The following is a 15,356-nucleotide window of genomic DNA, read 5'->3' on the forward strand; positions in this document are numbered from 1 at the left end:
CTAATCAAGGGCTCTGAGGCGAAAATTACGGGGTGTGGGGCTTGACAGAGTACGCTTATTTGACCTACAATTTTAGATAATGGGAATCTGTCTATTAATATCTATATTTGTAATTAATTATAGTTATCAAGGTTGACTGACCTAACTTCTTCCCTCTTGCCTCTTCCCTCTTGCCTAATTCCTAAAACCCTTGGGGAATAGAAGCGATCAACTGACGAGTATAAGCTTGGGTAGGAGTAAGATAGATTTGTTGGGCTGTACCGAGTTCCTCGATTTTACCGCGATTCATAACCATAATGCGATCGCTGATAAATTTAACCACGCTTAAATCATGGGAAATGAAAATATAAGTTAAGCCAAATTCGCGCTGTAACTCCTTAAGTAAATTAAGTACTTGTGCTTGTACAGAAACATCTAAAGCAGAGACAGACTCATCACAAATAATTAATTGAGGATTAATAGCTAATGCTCTTGCAATACAAATGCGTTGACGTTGTCCACCTGAAAACTCGTGAGGATAACGATTGCCTAAATCAGGATTAATTCCCACTCTATCTAATAAATAAACTAATCGTTGTTGACGCTTGGTGTGATTTCCCCCTAATCCATGAATCAACATCGGTTCAAGAATCGCCTTACCAATAGTCATGCGAGGATTGAGGGAACTATAGGGATTTTGAAAGATAATCTGCATTTCTCGACGCAAATTCCGTAAACGGCGATCGCCCCTGGAATAGTTAGCGATATTCTCTCCCCTAAAGCTAATTTCCCCAGAGAGATGAGGAATCAAACGTAAAATAGCGCGAGCTAAGGTTGACTTTCCACAACCAGACTCTCCCACTAATCCTAAAGTTTCTCCAGGATACAAGTCAAAAGAAACCTGATTTACCGCCCTTAGATAACCTTTTTCATTACCAAATACACTACGTTGAGGATAACCAACACAGAGATTCCGCACCCTCAGTAAAGGTGGTTGTTGTAAGATTTGTTCTAATCTAGCTGCTTGTGCTATCTCATCAACCACTTGAGGAGGATCAGTCTCTAGGGGTTTAATGATTACTTCTCCTGAAGAATTAGTAGTTACCTGCATAAAATCAGCGATCGTCGGTAGATATTCCCATGATTGTTCCAAACGGGGACGACAAGCTAATAAACCTTTAGTATAGGGATGCTGGGGATTATGTAATATTTGCTTAATTTCCCCATATTCTACTATTTTGCCTTGATACATTACCGCTACGTGATCCGCCATTGACGCGATTACCCCTAAATCATGGGAAATAAAAATAACCGACATTCCCCGCTGTTGTGATAAATCTCGCAATAACTTCAGAATGGTAGCTTGTACAGTTACATCTAGTGCTGTAGTCGGTTCATCGGCGATTAGAATATCTGGATTACAAGAAATCGCCATAGCGATCATCACTCGTTGTAATTGTCCTCCCGATAATTCATGGGGATAGCGTTTCAGTAGATTGTGTTTTTGTTGATTGATATAGCGAGTAACATCGGGCGCCTCGCTGTTGTCTTGGTGAATAGCCGTATATTGAGCGGTTAATTCTTGATCAGTTGCTAATAATTTTACCTCTTGTAATAATGAACAAGCTCGACGTCTTGCTGAAGCTAGACTAATCTTGTCGTGTAGTTGTATAGCTTCGGTGATTTGGAAACCGATATTATAAACAGGATTAAGCGCACTCATGGGTTCTTGAAAAATCATCCCAATTTTCCCCCCACGATAAGTTCGCTTTTCTTGTGATGTTAAAGCTAACAAGTTAATCGGTTGGGGTAAATCCCCACTATGCAGCCAAATTTCTCCTTGAGTAATTTTACCAGGACGAGGAATTAAACCCATAATCCCGAGAGATGTTACCGATTTCCCCGATCCTGACTCCCCAACGATTCCTAGAGTTTTACCACGTTCGAGTTGAAAGCTTACCCCTTCAACCGCGACAATCTCTCGATCATCACTATTAAATTTAATTTCTAAATCACGTACTTCTAAAGTAAGATTAGTCATATTAGTTTGAGTGTTGGTAAAATAAAAATATCTTTGAGATCATCTTCGTAAGAAGGAATAATAATCATGTCTGATCTAAACCGCGGTATTATGAAGTTTGATGGGGCTGATAAGCCTACACTTGTAGCTATTTCAGCCTTCCTAGTTTTAGGGAGTATCATTGCTCTGATTATTTGGGCTTTAAAAGTAGCCTATGTCGTTGGCTAATTTGCTTTTACCTATTGTAGATAATATTTTTACTCAATTGTTAGCTTTATCTGAACCAAAACCTCTGTTGGGGAAAATCTGGTTAGATATTGCCGTCTTAATCCTGATGCTGTTTTTCTCAGCTTTTTTTTCAGGCTCAGAAACAGCTATCACCTCTTTTGACAACTTTAAATTAAAGGGTCTCATTAAAAGAGAAGGAGACCCCACGGGGATTTATCGTCTAGTCTTAGATAATCGTAATCGCTTTATTACCACTATCTTATTAGGTAATAATCTAGTTAATAACTTCTCAGCTATTTTAACTAGTAATTTATTCGCTATTTGGCTAGGTAACGCGGGGTTAGGAGTAGCTACAGCAATCATCACGATTTTAGTACTTATTTTCGGCGAAATTACCCCTAAATCCCTAGCTATTACCAATACCAAAGCTATTTTTAGGGCTACGGTTCGTCCCGTGTTTTGGTTATCTCGGATCTTCTCTTGGTTGGGAATTACACCCACTTTTGAAAAAATTACTCAAAGTATCGCTCGTTTATTTCAAGCTAAAGCAATCAATACAGGAGAATCTCTCGCTGATTTACTGTTGATGATGGAATTATTAACGGGTAAAGGTCAACTAGATTTTTATAAACACGATTTACTCAATAAAGCATTACTACTAGATGAATTAATGGCTAGAGATGTAGTCAAACCTCGTTTTGCCATGCGAACTATTTCTAGTACAGCTAAATTGCCTGATTTAGTAAATTTATCTTTAGATACGGGTTATTCTCGCATTCCTGTTCAAGAAGAAACAAAGGATCAGATTATTGGTATTGTACACCTTAAACAAGCTTTAAGAATCCTGCGGGATCTCTCTCCTGAAGAAGCTAACCAAATCAGCGTCACAGAAGGGATGGATTCGCCTTTTTATGTTCCCGAAACTAAACGAGTCGGTAATCTCCTACGGGAAATGCTGCAACAGCGTTTACATCTAGTTATCGTTATTGATGAATATGGGGGAACTCTCGGCTTAATTACCCTAGAAGATATCTTAGAAGAATTAGTCGGAGAAATCTACGATGAAAGCGATTTATCAGTCTCCCAAAAAAGTTAATTAATTTTCTGCCTACCCCCTTTACATTACCTAATGCTTGTGCTAAGATTAATAATCGTGGAACTAAACGGGTCGATGCCCGAGGGGTTAAAGGGGGCGGACTGTAAATCCGCTGGCTATGCCTACGCTGGTTCAAATCCAGCTCGGCCCATGTTCCCGAGATCGCCCGTGTGGCTCAGTGGTAGAGCACACCCTTGGTAAGGGTGAGGTCACGAGTTCAATCCTCGTCACGGGCTTTGAAATTAAATGTTTGAGTACTTAGAGCGATCGCTCTAATAAATTCTATACTAATAGAGAGACGGCATAAGTACTTAGCATATATGGTTGAACAAGTAAAACCGAAATACTCTATTCATTGGTTAGCCAAAATAGCCGAAATACCTAAACAAGCCTGGGATGCTTTGGCTAAACCCCTAAAAACCCCTTTTTTAGAATGGGAATGGTTACATAACTTAGAAACATCAGGTAGTGCAATACCTAGTACAGGTTGGCAACCTTGTCATTTAACTATTTGGCTAGGAAAAGAACTAATCGCAGCTGCACCATTGTATATCAAAAGTCATAGTTATGGTGAGTTCGTCTTTGACCACCAATGGGCTGATTTAGCCTATCGCCTAGGAATACGCTACTATCCCAAATTGTTGGGAATGACACCCTTTACACCTGCAGTAGGTTATCGCTTTTTGATTGCACCGGGACAAGACGAAATAGCGATTACAGAGGTAATGATTACAGCCATTGAACATTTTTGTAGTAAAAATAGAATCAATGGTTGTCATTTTCTCTTTGTTGATCCAGATTGGCGATCGCTTTTAGAAAACTTTGGTTTTAGGAGTTGGTTACACCATAGTTATATCTGGAGTAACCAGAATTTTCAAACCTTTGACGATTACTTACAACAATTCAACGCTAATCAACGACGTAACATTAAAAGAGAACGTAAAGCAGTTACCAGCACAGGATTACAGATACAAGTCTTAACAGGAGAAGATATACCTCATCAACTATTTCCCTTAATTTATCGCTTTTATAGCAGTACCTGTGATAAATTTTGGGGAGGGAGTAAATATCTAACGCGCAAATTTTTCGCCCAACTCCATCCCAATTATAGCGATCGCGTCGTTTTAGTTACTGCTACCACCGAAGATGATCCCCATAAACCAGTGGGGATGTCTTTTTGTATTCGCAAAGAAGAAAACCTCTATGGACGTTATTGGGGATGTTTACAAGAATTTGACTGTTTACACTTTGAAGCTTGTTACTACCAACCCATAGAATGGGCTATTAATCAAGGTATCCAAATGTTTGACCCTGGAGCTGGGGGACGTCATAAACGCCGTCGTGGTTTCCCTGCTACCCCTAATTATAGCTTACACCGTTTCTATAATCAACGTATGAGTCAAATTCTCCACAACTATATTGACCAGATTAATCAACTAGAAAACGAAGAAATCGAAGCTATTAACCAAGACTTACCCTATAGTAAACGAGAAATTAACCTACCCAACCTATGAACGACCCCAGAATTAACCGTATTTTAGACGCCAATCTAGATAGAGCTAGAGAAGGACTAAGAATTATCGAAGAATGGGCGCGTTTTGGGTTAGATAACCCCAATTTAGCTCAAATATGTAAAGAAATGCGCGCTAATTTAGGATCTTGGCACAGTCTAGAGTTAAAAATGTCTAGAAATACACCCCAAGATATAGGAACAACCCTGACTCATGACCAAGAAGAACACAGAGAAGACATACAAGCCTTACTACAAGCAAATATAGCTAGAGTCCAGGAAGCCCTAAGAGTATTAGAAGAATACGGCAAACTCTCTAACCCAGACATGGGTAAAACCTTTAAACAAATGCGTTACCAAGTCTATACCCTAGAAAGTGAACTATTAGGTTATCCTCTCAAACAAAAACTGCAAAACGCCAATTTATATCTAATTACTGCCAACCAACCTAACTTACTGTCAATAGTAGAAGCATCCCTCCAAGGAGGACTACCCCTTGTACAATATCGTCAAAAAGAAGGAGATGATTTAACCAGACTAGCCCAAGTAAGCAAACTTAGAGAACTATGTAGTCAATATAACGCCCTATTTATTATTAACGATCGCCTCGATTTAGCTCAAGCAGTCAAAGCAGATGGAATACATTTAGGACAACAAGACTTACCCATAGCAGTAGCTAGACAAATTCTCGGACCTCAAGCTATGATCGGACGTTCCACCACATCCCCAGAGGAAATGAACCAAGCGATCGCCCAAGGAGCAGATTATCTAGGAGTAGGACCTGTATATACTACCCCCACCAAACCAGGAAAACCAGCAGCAGGATTAGAATACGTACGCTACGCAGTAGCTAACTCACCCCTTCCTTGGTATGCTATTGGAGGTATAGATACCTCTAACCTTAACGCAGTAATCGACGCAGGAGCGAAAAAAGTAGCTGTAGTGCGGGCGATTATGGAAGCAGATAACCCTACCCAAGTTACTCAAAATCTTCTTTCTCAGTTAGGAAAATGACTCAAATAAACGTACAAGTTAACGGTGAAACCCATCAATCTAGCCAAGGAATAACCCTACCCCAATTATTAGAGCAATTAGACTTAAACCCTCGCTTGGTGGTAGTAGAATATAATGGAGAAATCCTCCATAAACAGTATTGGCAACAAACCCAAATTAAACAAGGCGATCGCCTCGAAGTAGTGACCATAGTAGGTGGAGGTTAACCATAATGGAATCACAATCATTGTCAAATTTTTTGGATATTGCTACAGAAGCAGCTTTAGCAGCAGGAGCGATTATCCAAGAATCTTGGGGAAAATTAGAGACAATTAGTGAAAAAGGGCGATCGGGAGACTTAGTCACCGAAGTAGATACCAAATCTGAACAGATAATCGTCGAAATCATCCAGCGTCATTTTCCTACTCACTCACTCTTAGCTGAAGAATCAGGAGCAATAGACAAAGGTAGTCAAGAATATCTCTGGGCGATCGACCCTTTAGATGGTACAACTAATTACGCTCATGGTTACCCCATCGCTGCTGTTTCTATTGGATTACTAATCGCAGGAATACCTAGAGTAGGAGTCGTTTATAACCCCTTTCGTAACGAATTATTTCGTGCAGCTACAGGATTAGGAGCTACCTGTAACCGTCGTAGTATTAAAGTCTCAAATATAGCTAAATTAGAGCAAAGCTTATTAGTAACAGGCTTCGCTTACGATCGCCGAGAAACCCAAGATAATAATTACCGAGAATTTTGCCACCTAACTCATCTTACCCAAGGAGTACGTCGCAGTGGTTCAGCAGCATTAGACTTAACCGATGTAGCAGCAGGAAGAATCGATGGTTACTGGGAAAGAGGGATCAAACCTTGGGATATCGCCGCAGGAATAGTTATATTAGAAGAAGCAGGGGGGAAAATCACAGCTTACGACCAAACACCCTTAAATATGGTATCAGGTCGTATCCTTGCTACTAATGGTAAGATTCATAATTCTCTCAGTCAAGCTTTAAAGGAAACTCCTCCCTGGGGAGAATGGGATAACCAACACAAGTAATAATTTTAAGATGCTAGGAATACAAAAATATGTCATTTCAGATTAAACAGGGGTTATTCAAATTAGATATTACCGATTATCATGCCATCCTTGGAGTACCTCTTGATGCAGATGCTCGTGAAATTCGTCTCAGATATCTGAAAATCGTCCCCAAATTACACCCAGATACTTGTAAAGTTAATCATCCCGAAGCTAAAAAACTAGCTAGTAACATTTTAGCTTGTTTAGTTAATCCTGCTTATGAGCAACTGAGTAAAGAAAAATTTAGAATAGAACATCAATTATTATTATCTCAAAAAGGGAAAACCATCGCAGCAGAGGGAAGAAGATTAACCTTAGCTTCAGATAAAGCCAAGTCTCTAGCTAAAGCGGGAAGCAAACTAGAAGAAATTTATCATAAACTAGTTAACGCTCTAGCGATGGATCAATATCGAGACTTAGATACTATCCTCGATAAAATAGCCCAAATTAGCGAAATTAACTTAGTTTACTTAGTCTTCAAAGAAACCCAAAAACGGGAAATCAAAAAACAACAGGGAATACCAGACTCAGGTATCTTACCCCAACCACAACCAATATCCCCGGAAGCCAAAACCACACAAACACCAACAACAGAAACAAAAGCTGAAAAAACCTCCCCAATAGAATCTTGTCTGAAAAGAGCGCAAGAATATAGAGAAAACCACAAGTATAAAGAAGCTACTCTAGAATTAAGAGACGTTTTAGAAATAGAACCTAATAATAGTGCTTGTCACGCTATGTTAGGGTTAATCTATCTAGAGCAAAAAAGTCTCAGTTTAGCCAAAATTCATATCGCCAAAGCTTGGCAAGCTGACCCCAAAAATCCTATAGTAATAGAGGCAAAAGCAGCCTTAGATCAACAAAATAAAGACAGTAAACAAACTCAGCCAAAAGAGCAAAAAACCAAGTCGGGAATGTTTTCTAATTTATTCGGCAAAAAGAAATAAGTCAATATTACTATGATTCACCAACCACCAGCAGGAGCAAGAGATTTATTACCCTTAGAAGTAGCCCAGAAATCCTGGATCAACGATCGCCTTCAGGATATCTTCTCTCGCTGGGGCTATCAGCGCATTGTTACTTCTACAATAGAATGGCTAGAAACCCTAGTGGCTAAAGAGGCGATTACTCCAGACAAAATAATACAACTACAACAAGCAGAGGGAGCACCCCTAGGATTACGTCCTGATTTAACCGCTTCTATAGCTAGAGCAGCTGTAACGCGTATGTCTGATAGTAGCTATCCCCAACGTTTATGTTATCGAGCCAATATCTTCCGTAACCCCCCTTTAGGATATCATGGACGTCAATTAGAATTCTTTCAAGCAGGTGTAGAGTTACTCTTCGCAGGTGGGAATCTAGCTGATTTAGAAATTCTCTTATTAGTAGCTGATTGTCTCGAAAAACTCGGGGTTAGTCAATGGCAAATTGTCCTAGGTGAAGTAGGATTAACTCAGTCTCTATTAGCACCCTTTCCTAGCTCTATTCGTCAACAAGTACGTGATTGTCTAGCTAATCTAGATAGAGTAGGTTTAGAACAATTATCCCTGAGTCAAGAACTTTTAGATCAAGCTTTATTAATCTTTGACTTACGCGGAAACCCCGAAACAGTTTTAAGTAAACTTAATCAGTTAAATTTATCGACTTCAGGGCAAAAAATAGTTAATAACTTAGAATTTCTCTGTCAACTTATCTCAGAAACAGCTAAAATTCCTCTTACCCTAGATTTAAGCTTATTACAAACCATTGACTACTACAGTGGCATAACCTTTAAAATCCTTGGCTATACTAACCAACAATGGCAAATTCTCGGACAAGGAGGACGATACGATCAATTATTAGAAATATATCACCCCCAAGGAGAAAGTTTACCAGGTATCGGTTTTGCTCTCAATATCGAAGCTTTACACGCTTGTTTACTCTCTACTTATATACTACCTCAACAAACTCTCCCTGTAGATTGGTTGGTGATACCCGAAAATGACCAAGCAATTAGCGCAGCGATACTCTACGCTCAAAAACTGCGCAACTGTAAACATCTAGTTAGAGTAGAGTTAGATTTAGGAACACGCGATCGCTCCACTATTCACGCCTATGCTCGTGATTGTAATATTCTTCATCTAGCTTGGGTTGATAGTCAAGGTCAAGCTAAGCTAGAATATTTGTAAAATTATGTTAAGTAAATTGAGGGGAGTAAATTAAAAGTGGCTCATACAATCCTGACAGAAACCTGTGAAGGTGTAGCTGATTGCGTAGATGCTTGTCCTGTAGCTTGTATTCATCCAGGACCTGGTAAAAATACTAAAGGTACAGATTGGTATTGGATAGACTTCGCTACTTGTATCGACTGCGGTATCTGTTTACAAGTATGTCCCGTAGAAGGAGCAATTATCCCCGAAGAGCGTCCCGATTTACAAAAAACCCCAACGGATAATGACTAATTTATTAACCGTAGAAGAGGTTTACGCGGGCTATAATCAAGACTTAAATATCTTACAGGGTATAAATTTTAAGATCGCTCCAGGAGAATTAGTAGCGGTAATCGGTCCAAATGGAGCGGGTAAATCTACCCTAGCTAAAACCATTTTTGGCTTGCTTAAACCCAATCAAGGTAAAATAATCTTTAAAGGGGAAAATATCAGCGGACTTAAATCTAATCAAATTGTCCCCAAAGGGATGTCTTATGTACCACAAGTAGCTAACGTTTTTCCCTCCCTCTCTGTAGAGGAAAATCTTGAAATGGGAGCTTTTATTAGTTCTGGTTCTTTAAAAGAACGTAAAAACAAGATCTATGGTATTTTCCCTATTCTAGCAGAACGACGCCGTCAAGCCGCAGGGACGCTCTCAGGAGGAGAACGTCAAATGTTAGCGATGGGTAGAGCATTAATGCTTGATCCAGATTTATTGTTATTAGATGAACCCTCAGCCGCTTTATCTCCTATCTTGGTGGATAATGTCTTTAAGCAAATACAAGCTATTAATCAACAAGGCAAAGCGATTATACTTGTAGAACAAAACGCTAAAAAAGCTTTATTAATGGCTGATCGTGGTTATGTATTAGAAAATGGTCGCGATCGCTTTTGTGGTAGGGGAGAAGACTTACTCAATGACCCCAAAGTTGCAGGATTGTATTTAGGTACTAAATTCAAGGAATAATCATGTTCAGTACGACTAACTTATTTAACTTAGCCAATCTATTCGTTTTACCTTTCTGGACTTTAATGATTATCCTACCCAATTGGGGAATAACCAAAAAAGTCATGGAGTCTTATTTACCTTTTATTGCTTTGATCGCTTTATATATTTACTTTATTTCTGGAGCAATTACTGGTGAATCAGCCCAAGCTTTAGCCAATCCCCAACTCGCTGATATCGCTCGTTTTTTTAGTGATGAACAAGCAGCAGCCACAGGTTGGGTACATTTTCTGGTTATGGATTTATTCGTCGGTCGTTGGATTTATCAACAAGGTCAACAAACAGGAGTCCTGACGATACATTCTTTGATTTTATGTCTCTTTGCAGGTCCTGTAGGTTTATTATCCCATATCATCACCCAATGGGTAAGTCAAAAAATTAAACAACCCCAAGCTGTAGAATCAACCTTACCTTAACGTGAGTTCCCGATGAGCGATACTAGTCTCACATAGACTTTTTAATAATACCATGAAAAAACGCTTTTCACCCCTAACTTGGTTAGATCAAGATAACTTTGCAGCTTGGTTATTTTTGACTCCCGCCTTAGTTTTACTCGGTATCTTTCTCTTTTGGCCCATTCTTTATCTCATCTACCTGAGTTTTACGGATGGTAATCTTGGTAGTCAAGGTAGTCATTGGGTAGGGATTCAAAATTATCTCAAGCTATTAACCGATGATGACTTTCGTCAAGTAATTGGTAACACTCTTTATTTTACTATTGCCACGGTTATACCTAGTATTATTATTCCTTTGATTTTAGCAGTTCTACTGAATCAATCTTTACCAACCCGAGGATTATTGCGAACAGCTTATTTTCTTCCCTCGGTTACCTCTCTAGTTGCGGTTGGGTTAGGTTTTCGTTGGTTATTTCAAACCGATGGACCTGTCAATAGTTTACTAGAGTTTTTCGGGATTAAAGCTATCCCTTGGTTAAGTAGTGGGGTTTGGGCGATGTTAGTTTTAATTTTACTAAGTATTTGGAAACAATTAGGTTTTAACCTAGTAGTCTTTTTAGCAGGGTTACAAACTATCCCGGGATCTCTCTATGAAGCAGCAGAATTAGATGGGGCTAATCCTTGGGCTAAATTTTGGTACGTTACCTTACCAGGATTAAAACCTACTTTGATCTTTGTGGTAGTAACTACGGTTATTTTTACCCTGCGCAGTTTTGAACAAGTTTACGTGATTACTGGTGGAGGTCCAGTAAATTCTACTAATATTTTAGCTTTTTATGTTTATCAAGAAGCTTTTGCTCGTTTTCAATTTGGTTATGCAGCAACTGGAGCTACTTTATTATTATTAGTGACCTTATTTTTTGTTTATTTACAGTTAAAAACTTGGTCAGAAGAAGATTGAAAACCAGTTATTTATGATTCCTTATTACTTACCATGACTGACTCGCCAGCTTAATTTAGAATGTAACCAAAAATTCCAAAAAGTAACCACAGCGATCGCCATTAAATTAGCTATATATTTCCCCCCAGGAAAATTGCCAAACCTTAGATAATTATAAAGGATATATAACACCACAACACTAATCACTAAACCAGTCAAACAAACAAAATTAAACTTGAGTAACCTTTTTAACTTAGGGATAATTCCAGGTTGTTGTTTAGCAACATCTCGAAAAGTCCAAGCATCATTCCACAAAAAGTTATGAATAACTCCTGCTTCAGCAGAAAGACTTTTACTCAAAATAATAGGAAGATTAAACCAATTAGGATCACTAAAAATAAATAGTACAGTCATATCAACAATTACTCCACCAATTCCCACGATACAAAATTGAATAAATCGAGAAGAAATAGAGAAGCGTAACCTAATTAAATGTTGAAAATAATCAAAATATTCTCGATAGCTTAAATCACTTTTTGCTTGTGGACAAACATAATTAATCTCAGCTATTTTATAAATCTTCCCTTTACCCATTATTTCTAAAAGAATTTGAGTATCAATGGGAGTAAATTTGTGCTGTGTAATGGCTTCTCTACGTACTAAAAAATAATTACTGAGAGGATCGCCTAAACGATTGATAATTTCTGGTAAAATTAATAATCCCAAAGTCTTAGCAATAGGAGAGAAACGACGAGGAGTTAAATTACCTACCGCTAAATCTGCACCTCTTTCTATCTCTTGCAGTAATTGTAATAATATCTCTGGGGGAGGTTGCATATCTGCGGGAATAACACCAAGAATATTTCCTTGTGCAACTTGCCAACCACGAATGATAGTATCTGCTAAACTTAAATGGGAACTCGGTGGTATTGTTTTAAGATGAGGATATTGTCTGGCTAAATCTTCTGGAATGATTAACTCATAATTTCTCGGAATGACGCGATCGAGAAGATGTATAATAGCGTCGATAGTCGCTCTATTACTCCTAGGAAGTACTAAAGATAGTTTCAGGGTAGGAATGAGTACAGGAATAGTTAACCCAGACTTATTAAGCATTTAACTAACAGATTGTGAATACATGGTTGAAATTAACTTAGATTAACATAGATATCTATCCAATTAAATATGTTTATTGACTTGGGGGAGTTTTCCAGATAAAACCAGCTTTAATTCCTTTCTCAGGATTGCGTAATTGAATATCACGTTGAATTGGTAAAGTCGCACAAGGTAATTGACGCTGCCAACATTGGATTTTAAAATTGTCAGGATAATAATATTCTACATCATTTACTTGACCTTTAACTAGGGGAAATGAAGGTAATTTAGCTGGTAATAACAAGCGATTATTTAAGTTATCCCATCCCCGAATTATTAAAATAAAAATTAAAAAGACTAAAACTAATCTAAGGTATTTTTGTGGTTGAGATAACCTAAATTTAAGATTTAATAAGTAATTAGCAGTAAATAAAGCAGGAATCATCATCAAATAACCTACACCGAATCTAAATAAAGGACTAAGACTCATAATAAAAGTTGTCCCGGATAAGCCTAGAAAAATAACCCAATTTATCTCTGTTTTTTTACTAAATAATAATAGGTAAAAACCTAATCCTACTGAAATAAGATAACTCACAAAGGTTATCAACATTTGTTTAGATCTAGTCAACCATTTATAACGTTGTTGCACTATTTTGACTAAAGGGTTTACCTCAGAACCTTCAAAGTCAATATGATCAATATTACCTATCATATTCACTTCAGCTGCGATTGTTTCTTGAGCTACGGTCCAAGGTAAATTTAAACATAAGACACTAGAAGGATATAATGGACATCCAGAAGTGCGCAGAGAAACCAAGGTATTAGGTAATAAAAGAATAATAGTTAAAGCTATTGCTACTACAATTTTCTTGGTTCTCCATACATAAAACAATAATACTAAACCTAGCAAAGGTATCGCTGTTAATTTAATACTAAATGCACCGCTCGCTAAAATTAGAGGTATCCATTGACTATTAATACTATTGACAACTATTAGCATTGACCAAGCCACTATACCAATTAAAAACGCTATGGGTATATCTTGGGAAAAAGAAATAACACTAAAACCATTATTATTATCAGCTAAATAAATAAAAGAAATTAAACAGACAAAGATGACCGCAAACCAATCAGCTATTTTCCCATTTTGACTTAAAGCTTGATTTAAGCCAATTAAGCCCCAAAAAAAGAAGATTAAGAAGATAAAACCATTACTAACAGCCCCAATATTATCTCCTAAAGCGTTAGGTAATAAAGGTGCGGTAAAACCAAACCAAGACGAAGTAAAACCAAAGCGGGAGTGGATTAAACCTATCCCTGTCACCACACCATATTTAGCTAACCAATAAATTGAACCTACATGATATAAACCACTATCAAACCAGATAACTTGTTGACTGCTAAAAGCAGCAGTAGCAATAGTTAAAGCTAAACCTTGGACTAAAATAACAGGAGTAAGAAACCGTTGTAATTGTCTGAAATCTTGCCAGGTATTAGTTGATAATTGCGCAACTATCAACCAAATCAAAGCAACCAATAAACCAACCCAAGGAGATAAAGGTAAAATGAGTGCAATAGCAAAGTTAGAAATACTCAGTAAAACAATTCCCAACCAAATAGCTACAATAAAGCGATCACCACCAGGAGTAAAAGCTTGGTCATGACCTAAATTGAGGACAAAAAGACCAATAAATAGACAAATTGGTAGCAATATTAACCAAATAATCAATAAGTAAAGCATGCTTTCAAAATGGTAGATAATTTTCCTTGACAAAACCTAAACAATAGGTTAATAATCAATAACATAAATTATTATAAAAATACAATGCTTCAAAAAACAATTTCAGTAATTATACCTGTTTATAACGGTGGTGAAGCTTTTTACAAATGTCTTACTAGTTTAAAAGATAGCCATAGTAAGCCATTAGAAGTCATTGTCATAGCCGATGGCGATACCGATGGTTCAGGAGAATTAGCCGCCGAGTTTGGAGCAAAAGTACTACGCAACGAAACTAGTCAAGGACCAGCAGCAGCTAGAAATAAGGGTGCAGCAATAGCTAGAGGAGATATTTTATTTTTTATAGACGCAGATGTCACCATTTATCCCGATACCCTAGAAAAAGTAGCTGAGGTTTTCACCTCTGAGCCAGATTTAGCCGCTTTAATTGGTTCTTATGACGATGAACCAGGTGCACCTAATTTTCTCTCTCAGTATAGAAATCTTTTTCACCATTATAATCATCAAATCAGTAAAGAAGAAGCCTCAACTTTTTGGGGAGCTTGTGGGGGTATTAAAAGAGAAATTTTCTTGAAAATAGGCGGTTTTGATGAAAAATATCGTCGTCCTTGTATCGAAGATATTGAGTTAGGATACCGTCTCAAAGCCTCAGGTTATTCTATTCGTCTCTGTAAAGAGATACACGTCAAACATCTCAAGCATTGGACACCCTATTCTATGTTAAGAGCAGATGTGTTTTACCGCGCTTTACCTTGGACAGAATTAATTCATCGTCAGGGTTATCTACCCAATGACCTCAATTTACAATGGTCAAGTCGTTTGAGTGTGTTATTAGTTTATGGATTATTAGCGTTATCGTTCCAAGCAATTTGGACACCGTCTGTATTAACAATAACAGTATTAATAATTGTGGCACTATTAAGCCTTAACGCTTCGGTATATAATTTTTTCCTAGAAAAGCGGGGCGTTTTATTTACAATCAGAACTCTTCCTTGGCACTGGTTTTATTACTTCTATAGTGGTGCTAGTTTTGCCATAGGAACAATTCGTTATTGGTTACGTCAAAAATTAAAACAAGCCTAG

At 37.8% G+C, this 15,356-nt stretch carries 15 protein-coding genes and 2 tRNA genes; 14 read left to right on the top strand and 3 right to left on the bottom strand.

All coding sequences use genetic code 11. The annotated features are described in order from the left end of the window. Positions 1 to 181 precede the first annotated feature (181 nt). Positions 182 to 2,020 carry an ABC transporter ATP-binding protein gene (locus EA365_07745; protein ID TVQ45322.1) on the bottom strand — a complete coding sequence of 613 codons (1,839 nt, stop codon included), beginning with the start codon at positions 2,018 to 2,020 and terminating at the stop codon, positions 182 to 184. A gap of 193 nt (positions 2,021 to 2,213) precedes the next feature. On the opposite strand from EA365_07745, the gene EA365_07750 reads away from it, so the two are divergent. The 13 genes from EA365_07750 to EA365_07810 all read left to right on the top strand — a co-directional run bounded on the left by EA365_07750 (position 2,214) and on the right by EA365_07810 (position 11,458). Continuing rightward, positions 2,214 to 3,323: an HlyC/CorC family transporter gene (locus EA365_07750; protein ID TVQ45323.1), complete on the top strand. Its 1,110-nt coding sequence runs from the start codon at positions 2,214 to 2,216 to the stop codon at positions 3,321 to 3,323. A gap of 69 nt (positions 3,324 to 3,392) precedes the next feature. Further along, positions 3,393 to 3,474: transfer RNA gene (locus EA365_07755), tRNA-Tyr, on the top strand. Positions 3,475 to 3,487: 13 nt separating this feature from the next. Continuing rightward, positions 3,488 to 3,559, top strand: a tRNA-Thr gene (locus tag EA365_07760). 84 nt (positions 3,560 to 3,643) lie between these two features. Then, the gene (locus EA365_07765) at positions 3,644 to 4,837 is read left to right on the top strand and encodes an N-acetyltransferase (GenBank protein ID TVQ45324.1); all 1,194 of its coding nucleotides are present in this window, start codon (positions 3,644 to 3,646) and stop codon (positions 4,835 to 4,837) included. Next, positions 4,834 to 5,847 carry a thiamine phosphate synthase gene (locus EA365_07770; GenBank protein TVQ45325.1) on the top strand — a complete coding sequence of 338 codons (1,014 nt, stop codon included), beginning with the start codon at positions 4,834 to 4,836 and terminating at the stop codon, positions 5,845 to 5,847. The genes EA365_07765 and EA365_07770 overlap by 4 nt, the downstream gene beginning before the upstream one ends. Beyond that, positions 5,844 to 6,053: a thiamine biosynthesis protein ThiS gene (gene thiS, locus EA365_07775; GenBank protein TVQ45326.1), complete on the top strand. Its 210-nt coding sequence runs from the start codon at positions 5,844 to 5,846 to the stop codon at positions 6,051 to 6,053. The genes EA365_07770 and thiS overlap by 4 nt, the downstream gene beginning before the upstream one ends. Positions 6,054 to 6,058: 5 nt before the next feature. Beyond that, the gene (locus EA365_07780; protein ID TVQ45327.1) at positions 6,059 to 6,886 is read left to right on the top strand and encodes an inositol monophosphatase; all 828 of its coding nucleotides are present in this window, start codon (positions 6,059 to 6,061) and stop codon (positions 6,884 to 6,886) included. 29 nt (positions 6,887 to 6,915) lie between these two features. Then, positions 6,916 to 7,854 (top strand): molecular chaperone DnaJ, encoded by a 939-nt coding sequence (locus tag EA365_07785; protein ID TVQ45328.1) that lies wholly within the window; start codon positions 6,916 to 6,918, stop codon positions 7,852 to 7,854. Between the two features lie 12 nt (positions 7,855 to 7,866). Further along, positions 7,867 to 9,075, top strand: a complete 1,209-nt coding sequence (locus EA365_07790; GenBank protein ID TVQ45329.1) for an ATP phosphoribosyltransferase regulatory subunit — start codon at positions 7,867 to 7,869, stop codon at positions 9,073 to 9,075. 36 nt (positions 9,076 to 9,111) lie between these two features. Next, positions 9,112 to 9,348, top strand: a complete 237-nt coding sequence (locus tag EA365_07795) for a ferredoxin family protein (GenBank protein ID TVQ45330.1) — start codon at positions 9,112 to 9,114, stop codon at positions 9,346 to 9,348. After that, entirely contained in the window at positions 9,341 to 10,063 is a 723-nt protein-coding gene (locus tag EA365_07800) for an ABC transporter ATP-binding protein (protein TVQ45331.1), read from the top strand. Before EA365_07795 ends, EA365_07800 begins: the two co-directional genes overlap by 8 nt. A 2-nt stretch (positions 10,064 to 10,065) precedes the next feature. Beyond that, positions 10,066 to 10,518 (top strand): DUF4281 domain-containing protein, encoded by a 453-nt coding sequence (locus EA365_07805; protein ID TVQ45332.1) that lies wholly within the window; start codon positions 10,066 to 10,068, stop codon positions 10,516 to 10,518. 52 nt (positions 10,519 to 10,570) lie between these two features. Continuing rightward, complete coding sequence (locus EA365_07810) at positions 10,571 to 11,458, top strand: sugar ABC transporter permease (GenBank protein ID TVQ45333.1); 888 nt, start codon at positions 10,571 to 10,573, stop codon at positions 11,456 to 11,458. 24 nt (positions 11,459 to 11,482) lie between these two features. Here the strand turns inward: EA365_07810 and EA365_07815 are convergent, their stop codons facing one another. Next, positions 11,483 to 12,553, bottom strand: a complete 1,071-nt coding sequence (locus tag EA365_07815; GenBank protein ID TVQ45334.1) for a glycosyltransferase — start codon at positions 12,551 to 12,553, stop codon at positions 11,483 to 11,485. 73 nt (positions 12,554 to 12,626) lie between these two features. Continuing rightward, positions 12,627 to 14,276: a hypothetical protein gene (locus tag EA365_07820; GenBank protein TVQ45335.1), complete on the bottom strand. Its 1,650-nt coding sequence runs from the start codon at positions 14,274 to 14,276 to the stop codon at positions 12,627 to 12,629. Between the two features lie 84 nt (positions 14,277 to 14,360). On the opposite strand from EA365_07820, the gene EA365_07825 reads away from it, so the two are divergent. Next, positions 14,361 to 15,356, top strand: coding sequence for a glycosyltransferase (locus EA365_07825; protein ID TVQ45336.1), 996 nt, complete (start codon positions 14,361 to 14,363; stop codon positions 15,354 to 15,356).

Source organism: Gloeocapsa sp. DLM2.Bin57, assembly GCA_007693955.1.
Classification (GTDB): Bacteria; Cyanobacteriota; Cyanobacteriia; order Cyanobacteriales; family Gloeocapsaceae; genus Gloeocapsa.

Coding starts and splice junctions, on each gene's coding strand:
- EA365_07800 (TVQ45331.1), top strand. CDS start 9,341: ATGACTAATTTATTAACCGTAGAAGAGGTTTACGCGGGCTATAATCAA.
- EA365_07770 (TVQ45325.1), top strand. CDS start 4,834: ATGAACGACCCCAGAATTAACCGTATTTTAGACGCCAATCTAGATAGA.
- EA365_07780 (TVQ45327.1), top strand. CDS start 6,059: ATGGAATCACAATCATTGTCAAATTTTTTGGATATTGCTACAGAAGCA.
- EA365_07750 (TVQ45323.1), top strand. CDS start 2,214: ATGTCGTTGGCTAATTTGCTTTTACCTATTGTAGATAATATTTTTACT.
- EA365_07745 (TVQ45322.1), bottom strand. CDS start 2,020: ATGACTAATCTTACTTTAGAAGTACGTGATTTAGAAATTAAATTTAAT.
- EA365_07815 (TVQ45334.1), bottom strand. CDS start 12,553: ATGCTTAATAAGTCTGGGTTAACTATTCCTGTACTCATTCCTACCCTG.
- EA365_07765 (TVQ45324.1), top strand. CDS start 3,644: ATGGTTGAACAAGTAAAACCGAAATACTCTATTCATTGGTTAGCCAAA.
- EA365_07785 (TVQ45328.1), top strand. CDS start 6,916: ATGTCATTTCAGATTAAACAGGGGTTATTCAAATTAGATATTACCGAT.
- EA365_07805 (TVQ45332.1), top strand. CDS start 10,066: ATGTTCAGTACGACTAACTTATTTAACTTAGCCAATCTATTCGTTTTA.
- EA365_07820 (TVQ45335.1), bottom strand. CDS start 14,276: ATGCTTTACTTATTGATTATTTGGTTAATATTGCTACCAATTTGTCTA.
- EA365_07825 (TVQ45336.1), top strand. CDS start 14,361: ATGCTTCAAAAAACAATTTCAGTAATTATACCTGTTTATAACGGTGGT.
- EA365_07810 (TVQ45333.1), top strand. CDS start 10,571: ATGAAAAAACGCTTTTCACCCCTAACTTGGTTAGATCAAGATAACTTT.
- EA365_07790 (TVQ45329.1), top strand. CDS start 7,867: ATGATTCACCAACCACCAGCAGGAGCAAGAGATTTATTACCCTTAGAA.
- thiS (TVQ45326.1), top strand. CDS start 5,844: ATGACTCAAATAAACGTACAAGTTAACGGTGAAACCCATCAATCTAGC.